The organism is Arsenicibacter rosenii (assembly GCF_001870735.1).
Lineage (GTDB): Bacteria > Bacteroidota > Bacteroidia > Cytophagales > Spirosomataceae > Arsenicibacter > Arsenicibacter rosenii.
Map to the genome: position 1 here is coordinate 187,961 of NZ_MORL01000006.1, position 21,632 is coordinate 209,592.

15 protein-coding genes and 1 tRNA gene are annotated in these 21,632 nt (G+C 43.9%); 5 read left to right on the forward strand and 11 right to left on the reverse strand.

Translation table 11 applies throughout. The features are described 5' to 3' along the window. Window positions 1-29: 29 nt before the first annotated feature. From BLX24_RS13775 to BLX24_RS13790, 4 genes are all read right to left on the reverse strand, one after another. The gene (locus BLX24_RS13775; protein WP_071503735.1) at window positions 30-1,532 is read right to left on the reverse strand and encodes a RagB/SusD family nutrient uptake outer membrane protein; all 1,503 of its coding nucleotides are present in this window, start codon (window positions 1,530-1,532) and stop codon (window positions 30-32) included. 7 nt (window positions 1,533-1,539) lie between these two features. Continuing rightward, on the reverse strand, window positions 1,540-4,992 hold the full coding sequence (locus tag BLX24_RS13780) for a TonB-dependent receptor (protein ID WP_177225837.1): 3,453 nt from the start codon (window positions 4,990-4,992) through the stop codon (window positions 1,540-1,542). Window positions 4,993-5,151: 159 nt separating this feature from the next. Beyond that, complete coding sequence (locus tag BLX24_RS13785; RefSeq protein ID WP_071503736.1) at window positions 5,152-6,252, reverse strand: FecR domain-containing protein; 1,101 nt, start codon at window positions 6,250-6,252, stop codon at window positions 5,152-5,154. Window positions 6,253-6,393: 141 nt separating this feature from the next. Continuing rightward, a complete protein-coding gene (locus tag BLX24_RS13790; protein WP_071503737.1) occupies window positions 6,394-7,005 on the reverse strand; it encodes an RNA polymerase sigma factor in 612 nt (203 codons plus the stop codon). 331 nt (window positions 7,006-7,336) lie between these two features. Between BLX24_RS13790 and BLX24_RS13795 the strand changes: the two genes are divergently transcribed. The 3 genes from BLX24_RS13795 to BLX24_RS13805 all read left to right on the forward strand — a co-directional run bounded on the left by BLX24_RS13795 (window position 7,337) and on the right by BLX24_RS13805 (window position 10,239). Next, a tRNA-Ser gene (locus BLX24_RS13795) sits at window positions 7,337-7,423 on the forward strand. A gap of 109 nt (window positions 7,424-7,532) precedes the next feature. Next, window positions 7,533-8,480 (forward strand): DNA-methyltransferase, encoded by a 948-nt coding sequence (locus tag BLX24_RS13800; protein WP_071503738.1) that lies wholly within the window; start codon window positions 7,533-7,535, stop codon window positions 8,478-8,480. 22 nt (window positions 8,481-8,502) lie between these two features. After that, window positions 8,503-10,239 (forward strand): DGQHR domain-containing protein, encoded by a 1,737-nt coding sequence (locus BLX24_RS13805; RefSeq protein WP_071503739.1) that lies wholly within the window; start codon window positions 8,503-8,505, stop codon window positions 10,237-10,239. An 868-nt stretch (window positions 10,240-11,107) separates the two neighbouring features. Here the strand turns inward: BLX24_RS13805 and BLX24_RS13815 are convergent. The 7 genes from BLX24_RS13815 to BLX24_RS32695 form a co-directional block, all read right to left on the reverse strand. Beyond that, on the reverse strand, window positions 11,108-11,458 hold the full coding sequence (locus tag BLX24_RS13815; RefSeq protein WP_071503741.1) for a hypothetical protein: 351 nt from the start codon (window positions 11,456-11,458) through the stop codon (window positions 11,108-11,110). A 14-nt stretch (window positions 11,459-11,472) separates the two neighbouring features. Continuing rightward, window positions 11,473-12,513, reverse strand: coding sequence for an ATP-grasp domain-containing protein (locus BLX24_RS13820; protein WP_071503742.1), 1,041 nt, complete (start codon window positions 12,511-12,513; stop codon window positions 11,473-11,475). A gap of 383 nt (window positions 12,514-12,896) precedes the next feature. Beyond that, window positions 12,897-13,679 carry a DNA-primase RepB domain-containing protein gene (locus BLX24_RS13825; protein WP_071503743.1) on the reverse strand — a complete coding sequence of 261 codons (783 nt, stop codon included), beginning with the start codon at window positions 13,677-13,679 and terminating at the stop codon, window positions 12,897-12,899. Window positions 13,680-14,065: 386 nt separating this feature from the next. Continuing rightward, window positions 14,066-15,289, reverse strand: a complete 1,224-nt coding sequence (locus BLX24_RS13830; protein WP_071503744.1) for an AAA family ATPase — start codon at window positions 15,287-15,289, stop codon at window positions 14,066-14,068. Between the two features lie 77 nt (window positions 15,290-15,366). Further along, a complete protein-coding gene (locus BLX24_RS13835; protein ID WP_071503745.1) occupies window positions 15,367-15,558 on the reverse strand; it encodes a hypothetical protein in 192 nt (63 codons plus the stop codon). Window positions 15,559-15,931: 373 nt separating this feature from the next. After that, entirely contained in the window at window positions 15,932-17,188 is a 1,257-nt protein-coding gene (locus BLX24_RS13840; protein ID WP_071503746.1) for a site-specific integrase, read from the reverse strand. A 4-nt stretch (window positions 17,189-17,192) separates the two neighbouring features. Next, window positions 17,193-17,423 (reverse strand): helix-turn-helix domain-containing protein, encoded by a 231-nt coding sequence (locus tag BLX24_RS32695; RefSeq protein WP_071503747.1) that lies wholly within the window; start codon window positions 17,421-17,423, stop codon window positions 17,193-17,195. A 129-nt stretch (window positions 17,424-17,552) separates the two neighbouring features. Between BLX24_RS32695 and BLX24_RS13850 the strand changes: the two genes are divergently transcribed. Both BLX24_RS13850 and BLX24_RS13855 read left to right on the forward strand, forming a co-directional pair. Next, window positions 17,553-18,203: a helix-turn-helix domain-containing protein gene (locus BLX24_RS13850; protein WP_071503748.1), complete on the forward strand. Its 651-nt coding sequence runs from the start codon at window positions 17,553-17,555 to the stop codon at window positions 18,201-18,203. 445 nt (window positions 18,204-18,648) lie between these two features. Further along, complete coding sequence (locus BLX24_RS13855; RefSeq protein WP_071503749.1) at window positions 18,649-21,540, forward strand: SMEK domain-containing protein; 2,892 nt, start codon at window positions 18,649-18,651, stop codon at window positions 21,538-21,540. Window positions 21,541-21,632 lie beyond the last annotated feature (92 nt).

The following is a 21,632-nucleotide window of genomic DNA, read 5'->3' on the forward strand; positions in this document are numbered from 1 at the left end:
TAATTGAATTTAAGTTAAAAGGTTATTATTCAGAACTTAAGCTTTTTGTTGGTATCCCGTTCGCTCTGCGGAATCGGGAAATAGCGGGTGGTTTCGTACTTGAACGACGGTTTATCGCTGAGGGCCGTCTGGGCAATGTCTTTACCCCAGCGCATCAGGTCGAAATAGCGGTGAAACTCGAAGCCAAGCTCCACACGGCGCTCGTGGTAGATCAGCGTCCGGAGTGTGGCCTGCGTGGCATTTGTCACGTCGGGCAGCAGACCGGTTGGCACAGTGCCGGTCGCACTCAGACTGGTGTCATACCGGTAACTTTCGCGGGCCCGTTTCCGGACCTGATTCAGGTAGGTGAGTGCTTCGGCCGAGCGGCCCAGCTCGTTCAGCGCTTCGGCCTGCCACAGCAGTACATCGGCATACCGGATGACTACGTAGTTGAGGTTACCGTCGGCTTTGGTACTGCGGGGCACTTCCGACAGCGGCTGCACATGTTTTTTGTTCAGGTAGCCCGTCGGGGACCAGGTCGGGTCATAGGGTGTGCCATCGATCCAGGGCTTGCCGTCGCGGGCCACCGTGTAATCGAGTCGCGGATCAGCCACACCGGCGGCCGTCTTTTCAAATTCGCTGACAAAACGTTGGGTCGGTACGTCGAAGAAATAGCCGTTTTCGTTGGCCCGTGGCGCAAACCACTGGTTCAGGCGGTTGCCGGTAAACGGTACCTGCCCCGTCAGGTGCTGGACCGAGAAGATTGCTTCCTTATTGTTTTTGTGCGCCTGGTCGAAGTTCTGGCTGTAGACCGGAAGCAGTTCATACAAACCGATGGCCTGCACCTGCGCGGCCGTTTCAGCCGCCTGCTGCCATTTTTTCTCGTAGAGGTAGGCTTTTGCCAGCAGGGCCGTTGCGGCCCCTTTGGTTGCCCGCCCGACATTCGCCCCTGTATGCACAGCCGGAAGGTTTTTGATGGCCTCCTGCAAATCGGCCTCGATCACCTGCGTATAGATGTAATCGACCGGCGACTGCTCAATCTGCAATTCGTTGGGGTTTTTCGGTTCCAGCACAACCGGCACCGGCCCGTAGATATTCACCAGATAGAAGTAGTAGAGCGCCCGCAGAAAACGGGCTTCGCCCAGTATCCGGTTTTTGGTCGCATCGGCCATGTTTACCGCCGGTACCTTCTGAATCACGTTGTTGCAGCGGCTGATGCCTTCGTACAGTTCCCCCCATTGCGATTCGATGACGCCGTTGTTGGGGTAAATCTGAAATTCATCAACCAGCCCGATATCGGCCTGATCGCCGGGATCGCCGCCTTTAGCCGCGTCATCCGACGCCACATCGCCGAATACCCACAGGCGGTTACGGTCGCTGAAAAAAGCCAGCGGTGTATAGGCCGCATTGATGGCCAGCGTGGCCTGGGCTTCGGTCTGGAAAAAGGCCGATTCCGGGTAATCGCCCCGGACTTGCTCGTTCAGGAAATCCGAGCAGCTACTGACCAGCACCAGCAGCAGTGTACTTATAGAAAATGCGTGAAAGCGATTCATACCGTTGCTAGAAATTAAGGTTAAGCCCGATGGTATAGGTCCGTGCGGCGGGGTAAGTGCCCCAATCGATGCCAACTGCCACATCGCCCCGGAACTGTTCGTTATTGACGTTGTCGCTGGTCTGCATCTCCGGATCCAGCCCCGGATATTTGGTGAATGTCAGCAGGTTCTGACCGCTGAGGTAAACACGCGCACTACCGGCCGCAATTTTACGGGCCAGTTTCTGCGGCAGGGTATAGCCGATCTGGAGGTTTTTCAGCCGGGTATAGGCGCCGTCTTCCAGAAAGCGCGTCGATGGCTGTTTGTTGTTGGCTGCCCCTTTCCACGACACCCGTGGCTGGGTGTTGCTGGTGCCCGGCCCGGTCCAGTGGTCATCTACGACGCGCTGCGTGATGTTGAATGCCCGGTAAAACCCTTCGATGTCGGTGGCGACCTGGTAATAGATTTTGTTGCCCGATACGCCCTGGAAGAAGACCGACAGGTCAAATCCTTTCCATTGCAGGTTGGCGGTCAGGCCATAGAGCAGCGTCGGAATGGGACTGCCTACGTGCGACCGGTCTTTTTCGTCAATCCGGCCATCGTTGTTTACGTCTTTAAATTTCACGTCGCCGGGACGGATGGTATTCCCCTGAAAGGCACTCGTAAAAATCTCGGCATCGCTCTGGAAAATGCCTTCCTGCTGCAACAGGTAAAACGAACCGATCGGGTAACCGGGCTCGGTCAGCGTCGCAAATACCCCGTTGTCAATCCGCCCGCCGGGAATGGGCCGGCCATCGCTGAGCGACAGTATTTTGTTTTTGATGAACGAGGCGTTGGCCGTAATGTCGTAGGTAAACGCCCCTTTCTTATCGCGGTAGGTCAGGTCGAGCTCAAGTCCTTTGTTCTGCACACGGCCGGCGTTGACATAGGGCGCTCCGGCCGCTCCGCCCGATTTCGGTACCGGCACCGGAATCAGCATATCCGACGTCACCTTGATGAAATAATCGGCCGTGAGTTGCAGGCGGTTATTCAGAAACGCGGTTTCCAGCCCGATGTCGCTCTGGGTCGACGACTCCCACTTCACATTGGTGTTCCCTCGGCTGACGATGGCATAGCCCGGATTGGTTTGCTGCGGGTCGCCCAGCGGGTAGTTGTAGCCGCTGCCGACAATCGACGCAAACGGGTAATTGCCGATGTCCTGGTTACCTAACTGACCGATACTGGCCCGCAGTTTCAGCAGGGAGATTGTACCGGCAAGGGGTTTGAAAAAGGCTTCCTGATCGATGTTCCAGCCCATTGAACCCGAGAAAAACGTACCGTAGCGGTTTTGGGGCGCAAAACGGGATGATCCGTCGCGGCGGATGTTGGCCGTGAACAGGTAGCGGTTGTTGTAGGTGTAATTCACGCGGCCGAACAGCGAAAACAGCGCCCACCGCGAATCGCCCTCAAAGCTGGTTTTGCCCGTCGGATCGATACCGCGACCCAGATAACGGAGGTTGGCCACCTGGTCGATGTAGTTGCGGTCGGAGCCGCCGATAACGCGGTTGATGTTTTTAATGGCTTCGGTGCCCACCAGCACGGCCAGATCATGGCGTTCGTTGAACACGCGGTTGTAATTCAGCGTATTGTTCCAGTTCAGGTTGCTGAGCAGGCCCACCTGATTCACCAGCGAGGCGGGGCTGTTGATGCGGTTGTTGGTTCCCCAGTTCTCGTTGAAAATCTTGCGGTTCAGGATGTTCATGTCGAGGCCGCCGTCGGTGCGGAAGCGCAGGTGTTTGGCAATCTGCCATTCTGCATACAGGTTGCCGAACGCCCTGTACTGGGTTTCGGTATTGTCCTGTTTCCGGGCCAGCCCGACGGGGTTGTAGCCGTCGCCGAAGAGGGCAGGGCTGGCGGGCAGGTCGGTATAGTTGCCGTTCTGGTCGTAGATGGCGATGGCCGGCGACCGGAACAGGGCATAGCGCACAATGCTGCCGCCGTTGCCGCCGTAGCCGTCGCCCGAGCTCCCCACGATGTTGCGGACACCGTAGTTCAGGTTCAGGTTAGTCCCGATTTTAAAGCGGCCGTTGCCGTTCGGACCTTTGCCGATATCGGTGTCCAGGCTCGTGCGGAGCGCATACCGCTTATAGCCCGAATTCAGAATAATGCCCTGCTGGTCAAAGTAGTTGCCCGAAATCAGGTAGCGCGATTTCTCCGAACCACCGCTGATCGACAGCTGGTAATTCTGGATCGGAGCCGTACGGAAAATGGCCCGCTGCCAGTCTGTATCAGGCAGTTGGGTGCCGGTCGGAATGGGCCGGCGTTGCAGACTCGGATTTTCGACGCCCACGTTGTCGTTGACGACCGACTCATTAAAAATCGAGACATACTCAGCCGTATTAGCCATCGGAATCAGGCGTCCGTGCTGCTGAATGCCGGTATAGGAATTAAACGAAATGCGCGGGGCCCCGGTTTTACCGCGTTTCGTTGACACAATGATGACCCCGTTAGCGGCCCGTGCTCCGTAAATGGCTGATGACGAGGCGTCTTTCAGCACCGAAATGCTTTCAATGTCGTTTGGATTCAGCACACTGAAGGCATCCTTGGTCGGTACGCCGTCGATGATAAACAACGGGCTGTTGTCGTTGATGGTACCCACCCCGCGAATCCGGACGGAAACCCCCTCGCCCGGTGCGCCCGACGACTGTGTCACCCGGACACCGGCGGCTTTTCCCTGCAGGGCCTGGTCAACACCACCTACCGGCAGCAGGTTAATGTCTTTGCCCGAAATGGTCGATACGGCACCGGTAAGGTCGGCTTTCTTCTGCGTACCATACCCCACCACGACCACTTCGCTCAGGGTTTTGTTGTCTTCAACCAGCGTAATATTGATTTGGGTGCGGGTTCCGACCGTCTCTTCTTTGGTAACGTACCCTATAAACGAGAACTGCAAAACCACGTCGTCGCCGGGCACGCTCAGGCGGTAGCGGCCATCTGCGTCGGTCGTACTGCCGGCGTTTGACCCTTTGATGATGACATTAACGCCCGGGATCGCCTGTCCTTTTTCGTCTGTCACTTGTCCCGCTACTTGTTTGTCGATGGCTTCGGGCCCGGTCGACTCCAGCGGGACCAGCTCCGGGCGGGCCGCCGCCGATTCAGAGGAGGTCGCGGCGGCTTTAGGCGCACGTCGCAGAACGATGAGCCGGTTATTAACCACTTCATAACCAATATTTACGGGCCCAAGCAGAGCATTGAGGACGTTATCGAGCCGTTCGTTCCGGACATTCAGGCTTACCCGCCGGTTGCCCTGAATGAGTTCGTAGCTGTAGGAAAAGGTGATATTGGCTGCCTTTTCAACCTGAGATAAGACCGATTCAATCGGCTGATTGGCGATGGTCAGGCTCAGGGTACGGCGCAGCACGTTCTGGCCCTTTACCGGATTCGCCAGTAACGTTCCTATACTGCCGATCAGCAGGCATGTATATACCAGAGAAAGTCGCATAAATTTTGTCAGCGAGCAACGTAAATAAAACGGGGCAGCCGCCGGTTGGCCGGGGGCCAACGCTTGCCGTAAGCGCATACGGGTGCCCAACCCATGTTGAGTACAATAGTTTTGCATAGTGTTGAGTAAACGTGTCAGGTACAGTCCCGGACGGAGTGCCTACTGGCAACCCTGCCCTGGTAAAATGCGAATGCTTCCGTCGGGTGTCAGGTCGTACGTCGCTCCCGTACTGGCCGTGATGACATCGAGTTTTTCAAACAACGATTCGTTTTCAAGCCTCGTCGTTAGTGTACAATGCGTAAAATCGCCGGCGTTGTAGAGCAGTTTAATGCCATACACCTGTTCAATGGTCTCAAAAACCGCCGGTAAAGGCGTCCGCCGGAAGGTAAACCGGCTGGCCAGGGCTTCCGGCGTTATGGTCACACGGGCGTCGACATTGGCTTTTTCGGCTTCCGGAGCGCCCTCCCGGTATGTCGCCTGCTGGTTGGCTGTCAGCATAACCGTATGCGTGGCGGGAGGCGTCGCTGTTTTGGCTGGCTGAACCGGATAAACGGCCACTTTTCCGGTGCGGACCACAACGCGTGTGGTCGGCCCGCGTTCCGGCGCATAAATCGTAAAGCTTGTCCCGACAACCCGCGTCGTTAGCTGATTGGCATACACCAGAAAGGGTTGAGCCGGATTTTTAACCACCTCAAAAAAGGCAGTGCCGCTCAGGTATACCTCGCGCTGCCCGGCGTCGAAGGTGGCCGGAAAGCTGATTCTGGCCCCTTGCTGCAACTTAACCAGACTGCCGTCGGGCAAGCGCACAAGCCGTGGTGCGGTACCGGAATTGGCTACCTCCGTTAAGGGGGTCGGAGCGTGTTCCTTGAGTGCTTCGTAGCCCGAATCCGGTGTCATCCACCCGCGTTTGGTCCATACACCGGCGAGCAGTAACACGGTCACACTGGCTGCTATGGCCATCCACCGCCACGGACGGCGGGATAAAGGCACAACCGGTGTTTCGTATATAGGCTCCCGTTCGGTTTCGACGCGTTCCATCAGTTTCCGGATATGGCCCGAAACCAGCTGATCGGACAAGGCCGGTAAGTCGCCGCGCGCCGACAGCAGGAACTGGCGGGCGAGTTCGGCGTTTGCCTGGTATTCAGGATGCTCCGCCAGCAGGTTTTCCCAGTAGATCCGGTCGGCCTCCGCTGCATCGCCGACGGGGTTAAAGACCCATCGTCTGAATGATTTGTTGTCGATTAATTCCTGTGGCGTCACCGCTTTTTTGTTATCGTTTCATACCGTTGTCAGAGCGATGAGTATCGGGAAAGCAAAAAGTAATCTTGCTGAGGTGAAATTTTTTAAAAAAATGTTGATAAGCCCGAAAAACGCATAAAAATACGTGGTGACGCAACGGAGTTAGCCAAGCCAGAACCAGGCCAGCAAGGCAAGGAGGCCGGTGAAGACAAATTTCTGATAATGTTTGCGGAGCGTCTGTAGCGCATGTTGCAGGTAGTTGGCCACCACCTGCCGGTTCAGCCCCATGACCTGAGCGATTTCTTCGTACGACAGTTCCTCGAAGTAGCGCAGGTAGATGGCTTCCCGCTGACGCTGAGGGAGTTGTTCAATTGATTTTTTGAGCTGTTGCTGTTGAATCAGGTCATCTTCACGGCTCAGCAACAGCCGTTCGGGGCTAATATCAAGCGCTTCTGCCTCGTCGGTATCGTTGAGCGGCCGGAACAGGCTGTCGCGCTGTGTACGGTGCAGGATATTATGGCGGATGGCCGTAAACAAATAAGCCTTAACCGAGTGTACCAGCGGCAGCGTCTGCTGTTTTTCCCAGATAGACAGAAAGAGGTCCTGGAGGCAGTCTTCGATATGGGCGTGGTTGGCCGTAAATTTGGTACTATAGTGAAAAAGAGGCCGGTAATAGCGGGATGCCAACGCTTCGAGCGCTGATTTCTCGCCCGAACGGATACCGTCCCAGTGCTCGTGATCAGTGTCCGAAAAAGAGTTGTCAAGCGTTACCATGGGTAGTTGTAGATCGTGTTACTATACTGCAATAAATTGACGGAATAGTGTTAAAGCTATAACTAAAAAAGGGTACGTTTTGTATGTATGGGGAATAAATTATTCTCCGGATCGATCAAAGTGTTTACTTAACAAGCCGGTTTTGAGCGGTTTATGGGATAGAGATGAACGCATGAAATTGATTTTCTTTTGATTTTCAGGGAATAGTCTGTTATTTTGCGCCCCATTCGCTGCGCAATCAGTGGGTGTCAGGGCCAAAAATGGGGGCCTTTTACATAGGAAAATCATCCATACTGGATAAACAAGTGATTGATGTTCAGTATGGATATACAGAGAGGTGTCCGAGTGGTTGAAGGAGCACGCCTGGAAAGTGTGTATGCGGGAAACCGTATCGAGAGTTCGAATCTCTTCCTCTCTGCAAATGCATTGTAATTCGTTGATTATCAAGGAGTTATGATGCATTTTTTTGTGTGGTCTATACGAAGGAAAATAAACAGATAAATTAACATTGTATTTTGCCTCAAAGAATGAAAAATGGTAAAGGAGAAAAAATGCTGATTGATATCATTAATCCTAATTTGAATGCTAAAATAGTTTGTGGGGATACATTAAAAGAGTTGAAGGTTTTTAAGGATGGATTTTTTGATTTAATTGTAACTTCGCCCCCTTATAATGTAGGTAAAGAATATGAAGTGAAGCAATCAATCGAACTTTATCTGCAAAGCCAAGAAGAGGTTATTAAAGAGTTAATAAGAGTATTAAGTAACGAAGGTAGTATTTGCTGGCAAATAGGAAATTACGTGAAAGATGGAGAAGTATTTCCGCTAGATATTTTTTACTACCAGATTTTCAAGAAGTACGGCTTACAATTAAGAAATCGTATAGTTTGGCATTATAGACATGGATTACAGGCTAAAAATAAATTCTCCGGCCGCTACGAGACCATTCTTTGGTTTACAAAATCCAAGAATTATATTTTTAACTTGGATGAGGTAAGAGTCCCATCTAAATATCCGGGTAAACTATATCATAAAGGCGAGAAGAAGGGAAAACCATCTGGCAATCCATTAGGGAAAAATCCATCAGATGTTTGGGAGGTCGTTCTTCAGGATTGGGAAACCGCTATATGGGATATTCCAAATGTAAAGGCAAACCATTTAGAAAAGACAGAACACCCTTGTCAGTTTCCCGTTGAATTAGTTGAAAGATGTATTTTAGCGTTGACAAATAAAAATAGTTGGGTACTTGATCCTTATTCGGGAGTTGGATCAACTTTAATTGCGTCGCTTAAAAATGATAGAAACTCAATTGGTATTGATAAAGAATTGAAATATTGCGATATCGCAAAAGATAGAATAGAAAAATTAAAAAGAGGAGAACTTAAAACTCGTCCGATTGATCGACCAATTTACATTCCTTCTGCTACTGAAAAAGTTGCTCAAATACCTGTCTCTTGGATAAAAGAAATCGAATAATTCCTAAACATATATAATAAAGATGACTCGTCCAGTTACAAAAAAAACAAAGGCAAATGCTAAGTCTAATACTAAAAAAGTAAAGCTTAATGCTACTGATTTAGAAAAGAGGAAGCGACAAGGTAGGCTACATAGAAGCCTAATGTCAATGTTTAAAAATATGGGCTTCGAGTATTTGAAAACAGAAGGTAAACACTTAACTTTTGATGGACAAACAGGTGAGTTTGATGGAATATATATATATGAAAACATACTCTTAATTGTTGAAGAAACTATATCAAATTTTAGTACTGACCATATTAGAAAGAAAGATTACTATTATGGAAAAGTTAAAGAAAATGTTGGAACACTTATCGAATATCTTAAAGATAAATTTAAGGCTAATTTCGCTAAGTATGATGATTATAACGTTAGCCAATATAGACTATTTTATGTTTATGCATCGGATAATTTTATTAATACAGCTTTAAGAGATAACTTTAAGTCTCTGGTTTTTTTTGATCATACGACAATAGCATATTTTTCAAATTTAGCTTCTACAATAAAGCATACTGCTCGGTTCGATCTTTTTAAATGCCTTAATTTAGAACTAAATGATATTGGTAATCCTGGATCAAGTCAAGCTGTTAGTAGGATTGAAACAGCTGTCATACTTCCAGAAACAGCTTCTGGTTTTCCTGATGGCGTGCAGGTAGTAACTTTTGTCATGAAAGCTAAAGAGCTAATGGAATGTGCTTATGTTTTACGAAAAGATAGTTGGGATGCATCAGCAGGCCCTTACCAAAGACTTTTAGACAAAAGAAAAACTGAGAATATTCGTAAGTTTTTAGCTAAAGAAAAGCGTACTTTTATTGATAGTATTATTGTAAGTTTACCATTTGATATAAAGTTTGTAGCTAAGAACGAAGATTCTAACGATGAAACTGAAATTAATATTTTTCAGACATACCAGTTTAAAAATGCTACGATGATGATTCCATATAAAATAAATTCTATTGGAGTTATTGATGGGCAACATAGAATTTATTCGCATCATGAAGGCGAAGATACACTTGAAAAAGAAATTGGAAAACTAAGGAACAAGAGACATTTATTCGTTACAGGGTTATGCTTTGATAAAGATAAATTCAATGATATTAATAAGCGGAAAATTGAGAGTGAAATTTTTTTGCAAATAAACAAAGAACAAAAGAAAGTAAAGCCTGATCTGATTCAGCATATACAAGCTATGAATAACCCTTATTCTGCTGATGGTATATCTTTTAACGTGATTAATAATCTAAATAATAACCGTCCGTTTGATGGCTTATTTTCAAATTCTGAATTGATCAAAGGAGGACTTAAGACTCCAAGCATATCTACCTTCGGTTTAAGAAAGCTTGTTGCAATAGACAAAACGCAAACCACTCTATATAAATATTATATTGGCAGAGGTAATTCTGAAATTAATAATAATGATACTGAACTAGGGAAATATATTGAATATTGTAGCAAAGAGCTATCAGAATATTTTTGTGCTATAAAAGATAAATATAAAGATGAATGGCAAATGAAAACTAAAAAAGGCGGTGTGATTTCTACAACATTAGTTGTTGGGTTCCTAAGGTCGTATATCTATATGTTAGATAAATATAATGGACCCCAAGATTTTAGATTCTATCAGTCTAGATTACAACACTTGAAGATAAACGTAAATTCATTCGTCTCAAGCCAGTGGAATTCTTTAGCAAATGAGATAAATTCGGCTTGCTGGGTTTAAGTATTATCTATCGTAATATTTTTTACAATATAGTTAAGTCCGCTCTGAGTAAGTGATTTAATTAAAGGCCCTTTGATTAAATTAAACATACCAGTTGATATCAATGTGCCGCGAAGATTGTTTTTAATTATATTTCCATTGAAATCTAAATCATATAAATGAAGTGTATCCTTAAAGTTATTTAAGTCATCTTCACTTATTGATTTTGAGAATTCGATAGAAATGTATTTTGTGATCATTTTCTTAATAAATGAATAGTTGACGAGAAGTTAACTTTCAATATTAATTTATTTTTGAGATATTAAATTACTCATTAATTCTGGCTATTTATTTGTTATCAGATAGTTCAAAATCAATGCCAAATAAGGTTATAACTAATGATAGTTATTGAACTTTATCAATTTATATTTTTTATTCAGAATGAACAATTCATCTAATGATACATAAAGTGACCTCTTATAACATTAAATAGGTTACTTTATCTTCCAAAAAACGTATTTTCTTTAAAAGTAATAAAATCTATTCCAAATGTTATATTTTTTTTGTAAGTATTTGATATATAGAGGTTTATTGATTCGGCTCTTCCTTTTCTGATGAAAGTTGCAGCTAAAACTACTTTATTCAAACGAATTATATATTTATTTGTGTAAAGTGCTGAAAATCAGGTATTAGTATATTTTTTTAAAGTTGTTATGTAACCCCATATGTACCCTGAAATGATCGCCACTAGCGGTTACACAAAACAAGAAAGCCCGGACTCAATGAATCCGGGCTTTACTTCCACAACCTTGAAATATCTTGTCTCAATCGTCTATCCTCCAAGCTTTTTGGTGTAGATAAAAATTAAATGGGGGTATATAGCCGGAAGCTACCGGTCGTCTTTTGTTTTGTCGCGTGTAAGTTCGTGTAACCCTCTCAGGTCAACAGAGAACGGGTCATAAATAACTGGCGCTCTTTTTGGGGGCCAGTCGCCTTTTCCATCGAGCGCGTCGTTCATCGCCTTTTTCATTCGTTTCCGGTCTTTTAACCATTCGTCATGGCTCCGGTAACCGTCTTCGTCATGCAGGGTGTACATCGGCATTATCTTAGCTTCGTGTTCTTGTTGAGCGTGAAGCCTTCCACGCTCAGCATAGCGGCTTATTCTGCCCAGAAAGCGTAATTTCTCCACATCGACCGGCGTATCTTCCTGCTCTTCAGACAAATTGTTTTCTTCTGCCATTTGATTGGTTAAGCCTAATACCAGTACTCGCTAATTTTCTTTCCAGCTTTTAAATCGGCAAGTGCCTGATCTGTCTCTGAGAGAGATGTTGGCATTTGCTTTACTACCGGCGTCGCTACCTGCGAGCTTTTACCGTCGCTTTCCGCACTTTGCTTTGGCTTACCGCCTGCTTTCCTAATGCAATGTTCGATGAGATGCTCAAAAAAGTTTACCCCGGTAACATCAATGATTTTCGTCCCCGGGTTGCCGTTCACTTCTATGGCGAATGTTGTACCGTCTTTGTCTTTCATCAGGTCAACGCCGGAATGTTCCAGCCCGACGGCTTTATTTGCTTCAACGCAAATTTCCTGGTCTTCTTTCGACAGTTCAATACTGCGCCCGCTGCCGGACTTGCTTAGATTGGCCCTAAAGTCTCCTTTGTTCGCCGTTCTCTCCATTGAGCATACAACTTTATCTCCGACAACGATCGCCCGTATATCCTTAAATCCGCCGTCAATATAACGTTGCATCTTTACGTCTATCTCGCATTTGTGGAAACTTTCGAGTGTTGTATTTGCACTCAGCTGCGTTTCCAGGATCGACACGCCGGCGCCCTGCGAACCGTGAACGGTTTTAACCACAATCGGCAAACCGTCGAGCATATTTTTGATAATATACTCCGGATGTGCAGGAGCTTTCGCCCAGACGGTCTTAGGCGTGCGTATTCCGGCCTGTGAAAGCTTTAACGTGGTCAGTATCTTGTTAGATGCTGTTTTCAGCGCCGTGGCCGTCTGAGGCGAGTAAACGCCAAGATTCTGGTTGATATGCTCCAGAATAACGGTACGGTGTTCGAGCTGTCCGGACAATCGCGGAAGTATAAAGTCAAAGTCTTTGATCTTCAGGCGTTCGGGTTTATCAAGTTCGGCCCTGCCGTCATATACACGGTCGTAGCCATTGATTGACTCGCTGACATACAGATACAATTCCAGCGGATTATGGTCTTCATATTCAACTCCTGCTTTTTGGAGAGCCTGTAGCATGTGATAGTTGAGATTACCCAGGACTAATGCTTTCATCTTTTGAGGTTTTTTCCGTGAATTTTGGCTGGACTGGCTAATTAGGACGGGCCGGGTTCTGGCATTTGTTAAGCGGCTAAAGGGCAGGAAAAGGGGTGTTTTATGTACTCCCATTCATATATCGTGCAAGCCCCCCTATGCAATTGCAAAAGAGTGCTGTGCGTGAACTGGGGGGTAGGGGTGTGTCACACCCCTGTTTTTTTGTACAAAAAAGGGGTAAGTGTCAGATTATCAGCGAAGTAATGCTTTTAAGGATTGCAAAAGTGCTTTCAAAACCATTGGAAATTTCCCATGAAAATAGCCATTAACAAACTGTAAATCAGTCGATTAATGGCTATTTTGCGCTATAAAAAAGGGTATTTCTGGATTGCAAGAATTGCAATCTAACCTATGGAAAGCATTTTGTGTGCGGCCTGAATTGTACGGCGTATATAGGTGTCCGTGTGTTTACCCTTGCGGCTTCTAATGTCCGGACTTGTTTCGGTCAACTCTGTTATAATCTGCTGATCTGACCAGCCCAGACGGATTAAGCTGCAAACCCTAGCAAAGTCATATTCGCTTGTGCTGTTTTTACCGGAATGGCTGAAGGAGTGCGTGTTTACCGGTGGTCTTTGTTGGGGCTGAAACACAGCCCCCCCACAGGGGTGAAAAGTGGACAGCCGATGTTGCCAGCGGTGTAGCCGGACAAAGGGAAACAGACCGTTCGCCTGCCGGTGTTTTTCCTTGCGGTTGGTAAAGCCCGGCAGACGGCCCACGTGATCGGGTTCAGCGCTGGCCATGTCTGCACCGAAACGGGTAGCCAGTTCCTGACAGATGGCTTTGGCCTGTTCGCGGTTTTCCGGCAGAAAGGACAGAATTAGCCATGCCTGGTAGTTGGCCGGGCTGGTCTCGAGTAGCAGACAGGGCAGGAGCGTAGCCAGCTCCGCCAACCGGTCTTTGGTCAGGTCATCGAGTAGTACGTACTGATGGCCGACAGGGCGGCAATAGATGTCAAAGCCTTCAGCATTCTTACCGCGCAGAAAGCCAACGGCGCTTTGTAATTGCAGGGGGGAGTATTCGACCCAGTAGCCTGTATCTGTTGACCGGTTGTGCAATTGCACCTTATAGGCCGGAGCTTGTAAGGCTGCGATAAAACTGGCTACGGTATCGGCGGTTAATTGAGTCATTGGGAAAAAATTTATACCCCTGTGGGGGGGCTGTGCTTCAGCAAAGAATATTCTGTTTTCGGGACACCCGGACAGGCAACCGGACAACCAAAGGAAATTCGGACAATGGACAGGACAGACAAAATGCCGCGTATCTCTTTATATACTGTCCGTTGTCTTGTCTGTCCGAATAATATTCTGTTTTAAGGGTTATTGGAACGTGTTTGCAGAATATTATATAAAATCAGGGAGCGTTTTGGCGGACAATTGGACAAAATCATAGACAAATACAATTGTCCAGGTTGTCCGGAACCCTGGACAGACAAGACAATTGTCCCTATATATATAATTGTCTGTCTGTCCATATATATTGGCCGTTGTCCGGGTGTCCGCTTGTCTAAAAAAAATCAAATTGCAGAAAGAGGGTTCTGACTCGGGACAAACCGGTATTGTCCATCCTGATTGTCAATGATTCCAAGTGCAATTGCACCGGCTATCCGGCGGTCTGCGGTCTTGTCGGATTTTGCCTGATTGTCTATCCTGGAAACTTCTGCACGTAGTTCGGTTTTGGTGAGCGTAGACGCTTTCTCAAAGCATCTGAACATTAGTCCGTTCAGGAAGACAGGATCGCGGTCTTTGCCTAATTTTTCCTGCGCTGCCTGTTCGATTCGCTGCTGGGTAGTCAATGCGTCCAGCTGTACCATTCTTCCCTTTTCTTCGCTGTAGCTGAAGTAGACGTTATCAAACTCAGCGCCAATCCGAATTAACCGGCTTTCAATGCTATGTTCTTTGCGTTCGCGGTCCTTTTTGACTGAGATTAGCCCGGCGCACTTGCGTTCGATCTGGCTGCCTAAGTGACCACGTACAGAGCCGCCCCCTTTGTTCTCGTGAATGACGACAACCACACAGGTATTATGCTTCGATGCAAGTATGGCAAGTTCTTCAATCAGTGCATTGGCCTTCTCTTCGTCGTTGACACTCGGCAAAATATCTGCCAGGCCGTCGATGATCAGCAGATGTAAATCCAGCTCATTAAAGATGGCGCTTATAGCTTGCCGTCGCTCGTCCATCGAGTACTGTAGCAGGTTATACGTATGCAGGTTAGGGGGGGATTCCGGAATGCCGATATACTTTAACACCTTATCATGCAGTTGTTGGGTACTGCTTACATGCTGCTCAAAATCCAGATAAACCACGTCACGCCTGCCTGCCGGTGCCGTAAGAATGCTAAGCGATTCCGAAGGACTTTCCAGGCGGGTGAAAGCGGTGGCCAGCATAAAGCCAATGACGGTTGTTTTGCCGGATTTAGGGGGGCCGGTCAACGCCGAAATCATGCCCTGTAAACCAAAATTTGCCCCTGCAATACGAATGACCGGCGTAGGTGCCGGATAATTGGTTTTGCTGTTTACCTTGAATTTCTGAAGGTCTGCCAGACCTACCCGCTGACCAGCCTGAACCTGTGCAGGCTTATTGACCTGTGATGTATTTTCGGGGCTTAAGATATTGTCTTCCAACTGAACGATTCGTTTTTGGTTTTCCTGCACAACAGGTGAAGTCAGCATTCTGGCCGGTGCCGGTACTGCTGAAGTGTTTGGTTCTGCCCAGGGGGTTGGCTGAAAAGTCGTGTTCATTTTTCGACTGTTAATAAGTTGATTACTAGTACAGGTGCGTCCAAATGGGAAAGCCCGCCAAAAAGGCGGGCTGTGGCTTAATTTTCGGGCAGAACGAAACGCCGGAGCACCTTGCGTTCTTTGTGCAGGTCTCGAATGACATTGAGAAGGTAATCGCACCTGGCCTGTAGTATGCCGTTCAGGGCAGCTTGTTCGTGCAGTAGTTCTTTTAGCTTCAGCGGATCGTCCGGAAGCATGTCGAAAAATGACTGATCTTCATTTGCTGTCATGGCCGGTGTTGTTTTTAATGATAATAATACTCACATGACCATGCATATGGGTATGGCCATTTGCCCTAAAATATTTGCTGGGGGCGCTTTTGGGGTCCCGTATATGTGCGGCCGTGAGATTAGCCCAGTCTGATATGATATTTCGGAGTATATTTGCCATGTCTAAATTTTGAGATTTTTGCCCCGGTGCCGCTCGAACGGTTGCCGGGGCTTTTTTGGGTTGAAGTAATTCCGGTTTTGCTGGTCTTAAAGGGCCGGGTTGTGCCGCGAGTGTTGCCGGTCAGGGTAATTTTCGTAGATTCACTTCCCTAAAAACAACGTCATTCAGCTATTAAGCCCCCGTCCTGTGTCAGCAGGCGGGGGCATTTTGAATTTAGTTTTGATTAGTCTCCAGGTCCGCGAAAAGTTCTTTGTATCGCTTAATCACCGGCTCCTTGCGGCGCTTAAAGTAGAGCGCTTCGGTCATGCTGGCGTTTGTGTGTCCCATCATTGTGGCCGTCTGGGTGAGATCGAAGCCCAGCTCTTCAGCATATAGAGTGAAGGTCTTCCGGGCCATGTGGGTATGAAGCTTTTCTTTGATACCGGCTGTCTGACCTATTATTTTCAGCCAGGAATTCATTTTCTGATTTGAAATCGCCGGGAGAAGCACACCTTTTATTGTGCAAATTTCATGGTTTTCATATTTTTTCAGCAGAGCAATTGCATCCGGAAAGAGCGGTGTAAAGAACTGAACGCCACTCTTTTGTCGCTTCTTCAAAATGGCTTTGATGCCATTTACGTTGATAATATGTTCTTTTCGGAGAGCGGCCATATCGACATAGGCAAGACCTGTATAACAGGAGAAAAGGAAGCAGTCGCGCACATGGGTTAGAGTTTGATCGTCAAAAGAAAGCCCCTTTAATTTTTCGATTTCCTCCATCGACAGTACGCGTGGGTCTGTTTTCTCTTTCCGTAGGCGTATGTGTTTCAGGACATTCCTGTCTACCCACTCATAGGCTACTGCGTAATCAAGTATGGAGCGGAGAAAGCCGAAAATCTTAAGAAAATAATTATGCACGTAGTTCCTTTCGACCTTGCAATATTTCAGAAAGTGGTCTTTCAGGATTGGCTTTAGGTCACGAATATCCGTATTAGCCCCATATTTTTTGGTGAAGAACGCGGTCAGAATTTTTTCGTACTGTTCATAGCGTTTGAACGTACGTTCTTGTATTTCAGCCCCTACCAGTTCTTTTTTTGCTTCGACGAAAAGGCGGATTGCATCTTGGATTGTAGGACATTTCCGGCTCCGGATTCCCAGTACGATTTTCATTACTTCGTCCGGGTGGGTGGTGCGGCCCATAGTCTCCTGCTCGAGGAAAACCCGCTGAATGTCCGCCTGCAATTGCCGAATCCGGAAGGTGCTCGAGGGATCGCCTACTATCGTCAGAGTTTCCCGAACGAACTGGCCCGGCTCCACATAGATTCCAGTAGAAAGATAGGTGCCTGCATGACCTTTACAGCGGCCGCGAACCTGAAGGATATGGCCGTTTCTGATTTTTCTAAGCACCCAATTGGTAGTGAAGCGAGGCAGAATGCGTTTCTGACATGAGCCGCCATATAGTTTCTGAAATGTGTTTTTTCGCTGTGCCATAGTTTTATTGCTTTGGTGTAAGTATCTCATTTATAGTTACTCCGAATACTTTCGCTATCCTATCCGCTTCGCTTATAGTTGGCTCAATTTTCCCTCTCAATAGCAAGCCAAACCTTTTGGGATTAATCTCTATACGAGCGTAAAAGCTTCTATCTCTCTTTACTTTTAGGCCGGTCTTCTGCTCATATCCATACAGGACACTTGCAACAGGAGGTAATTCATTATTAATGTTCATATTCAAAAATGGATTATGTTGTAATCTTAAATTGACTATCAAATATCGTAAATTGATTTTTGATTATGCAACATCAGATAGTGAATATTTTTATCAGATAAGCGTATTTCGTGTATTCATTTTTTGATTATGAATATTGCAGAAAAGATTAAGGCTATCAGGAAGAGCAAAGGCATAACGCCCACTATCATGGCAAAAGCCCTTGATATTGAGCCAACTAATTACCCACGGCTAGAAAACAGAGGAGACCGTTTGTCTTATGAATACTTAGTTCGAATAGTGGGGGCACTAGGAATATCAATGAGTGAATTTTTATCTTGGGGAGAAGAAAATGAGAGTAAGTCAGTAGCTGAATTGGACTCTACAAAAGATATGCAGCTTGAAATTGACAGACTAAAGGCTAGAATAGAGGAGCTAGATGATAGACTACAGGATAAGCAGCAGATAATCAGGAGCTATGAAACAGCTATAGACCGTCTTAGATCTGAAACAGATTATATCCTCTATCAATTCGGGGTAGAACTAGGACTAGGAAAGGAAAATGCTGATTTGTTTGATTTCATGACAGTAGTTAAGAGTTCAGACGTTATAAGACTCAATAGGAGAGAGTTCACAAAAGATGAATTGTTTACTATTTATGAAGGCATTGTCATGAAAGAGCCTAAGCTATATGAATTGATTATTAAAGTATATGAGCTAGCATTATCCAAAACCAAGATAGATTTCGATAATATCACGGCAAGAGTAATGGAGGGTTTTCATCCTGGCCATCGACCCTAGGCTTTTGTTTACTGTGCTTAGGAGCTAGTACTTTTTTTGTTGATAAGGTGTCAACAATGACTGCAATGTAAAGGACCAGGTTAGAAAAGTGGTTACTCAAAAATTTGAGGTTACATGGCTGTAAATCACTGAATATCAGTTATTTGTATTGAGATAGTTGGCCATATAATAGAAAGGAGCGGTCACATATATGGTTTTGTTTTGTGTAATGTGCTGATAATCAATAGGATACTTAGTATCTTCCTCTCTGCAAAAACGTTGTTTTTTTAGCTGAAAAGCAACATTCTTAAAAAAATCAACCGTTTGCGTAACCTATATTTATAGTAAAATAGGTTACGCAAACGGTTGTATGTGCTATATCTCTATCATAAAATTCTCATGGTTGCACTATTTTGTGTAACCTGCAATAGAATTTAACTATACAACACCACCAACAATACATCTCATGAGAGAGGAACAGTTATCAACGAAAGTCAGAGATTACTTTGCTAGAATCCAAGCCAAAGTTAAGATTGCAAATCAAAACGGTGAGACCTCTATCAATATACATTTAGAGAATATTGTCTCACGAATACTCAATCTCATTTTAGGTTTAGAACTTAAAAATATAAATTATGAATTAAATCCTGGCTTTAAAGGTATTGACCTATTCGATAATAAAAATCGGATAGCATTTCAAGTCTCTTCAGATAATAGTAGTGAAAAGATTATAGAAACTCTACAGAGTTATGTGTCCAGTCAATTATATATATGGCATGGAGAGTTATTTATATTTTTAATTGGAGATCAAAAAAAAAGCTATAGCAAAATAACAAAAGATAAAATTTCAGAAATTGTTAATGATAAGTTATCTTTTTCTGTATCTAAAAATATTATTGATTTTTCTGATTTATATCAAAAAGTAAAACAACAAAACTCTTCATTAGATTTATTGGAAAAATTGTCTTCACTTCTTGAAAATGAATTTAACGAACTTGATCGTTCTATAAAATATAGTGAAAAGGTAATTGATATTTTTAGTTCGTATAATTTATATGTAAATCAAGTCTATAAAAAACTAAATTTTCTTGGTTTAGATATACCTAGTAGTATGAATAAACCGAGAGACATAGACTTGGTAACTCTGTTTGTTTATCCAGATATTAAAGCAAGAAAGGACCAGCAAATACAAAGGAATTCTTGGCTATCATCGACATTATCTTTGAGGAAATACAAGAGATTGCATTCTCAGACTACTATTAAGAGTTATGGCCTTCTTGATATGAGTTATGATAGAGCAATGTTAAATTTACCATTTAAAACTACTAATTTACAAATACCAGAATTTGAATCAGGTATTTCTTACTATGAATCATCTATTTTTAGTAAAAATAGAGTGTTGATTCTCGGTAATGCAGGAGCGGGAAAATCATCTCTAATTAAATTTTTGATTATTGATATAATTAATAAAAATAATAAAATTAAGATGAGTAAAGACTTTAAAGATTCTTTGCCCATACGAATCGAGCTTCATAAATATAATTTATACCGAAAAAAATATCTGTATACTGTTAAAGAATATATCTTGCATGTTATAAAAGAAGTTAGCTCAATAAATGACATTGATATTAATATTGTCGACCACTTGTTAATAAACGGAGGTGTGTCCATATTTTTTGATGGTATGGATGAAATTTTTGATGTATCTGATAGAGTATCAATTAGAGATGAAATTACTATCTTGATTAAAAGATATACAAAATGTCCAGTTGTTGTAACAAGCCGGTTCGAATCAAATGCTGAAGTTACATTTGAAAAAGATGATTTTAATGTTTTTGAGATTCAAGGTTTTGATAAAGTGAAAATAAATGAATATATAGATAAGTGGTGTTTGATTGCTGGTTTTGAGGAATGGCAAATTAATGATGAAAAAGTAAAAATTAAAGATCAATTATATAAGATTGATAATGAGCTAATTAGTAATCCACTTATTCTGTCCTTAATATTAATTCTTTACAGGAATGAAGGAGAAGTTCCTACGTCTAAATTTGATATTTATCAAGGCTGCGTTAGGACTATAGTTGATAAAAGAGACCGAAAAGAGAAAGAATTAAATATAAATATTAAAGTTAAGAATATTATTGGCGTCTTTTCTTACTTAGGGTTTTGGCACTTTACTCAAGATGAAAAAAGTAAATTGATTTCACATAATGAAGTAATTAAAGTTATTGCAAAGTATTTGTTCAATACTAATGATTATGAAGAGCATGACGAAGCGGTAGAGGCTGCAAATAATTTCATTGATTTTGCAAGAATTCGGTCAATATATTATGAGAACTCTTTTACCCATAAGACTTTTCTAGAATATTTTACAGCGCATTATATTTATTCACATTTCTTTATAAAGAAATATAGTGAGTTGCTTTCAATGTTAAAGAGGGCTATAAAGGAATCATCATGGTTGGTCGTAATTGAGCTTTTGCTTTGTGAGATTAATAGTCAAGTAGTAGAGTCTGATACATTGGACGAGATAATAATGAACTTAGCTGATGATAAAGATATTAAAACAGTTAATTTTTTGTTGTCAAATATAAGGTATCTATCTAATGTAAGCAAATCATGTGTTTCTGGATTAGTGCAGACTCAAATCGATTATTGTTTTAATAATGATACAATTGCACATACTGAGGATTTGTACGTTTCTGCGGCAAGTATTTATCAGATTTTATCTAGTGAAAATTATTTTGCTTATTTAAGTAAAGAGCTGATTTTTAGATTGAGAGCTGATTATCTTCACGCTAGTAATAAGAAGATTATATACTTTGTTAAAGAGTCAAATATTATTTATAATAAAGGGATGAATATTTTTAATGATGAAATTGATAGGGATATTATTAACGAGAAGAATGATCCATACATGTTTATATTAGAAAGGTATAGTTCAATATTTGGTGGGAAATTCTTGGAAGAGTTACAGGATTTTATAGATATATTCGGACATTTTAAAGCTTGCAGATTATATTCTCCATTTTATAGCCGTTCATTATTTAAACATGATTTTAATTTTCATTGGTTGATATACACTCTTTTCTTTAATAGTAATGGTGATATCGGGCAGAATTATAAATTATTAAGGCGTATGGGTTTTCAAGATATACATTTTGTTACTTCATTAAAATATAATAATATGCCATCTGAAGTTTACATCCCTGTAGATACATTGATGATAATATATAAACAGTCAAAAGATGAGTTACTTAAGAAGATTGCTAAAAGGATATTAAAGATGTACGCACCGGAATATAATATTGATCGTCAGAAACGTTTTAATAACAAAAAAAATAGGAATAACAGATAGCTATAGTGTTATATATGCTTAAATATTTTTGGGGAATTTTAATTATATAATGATGATTGCCAAGCCTTAAAAAGAGAGCCTTTTAAGACTTG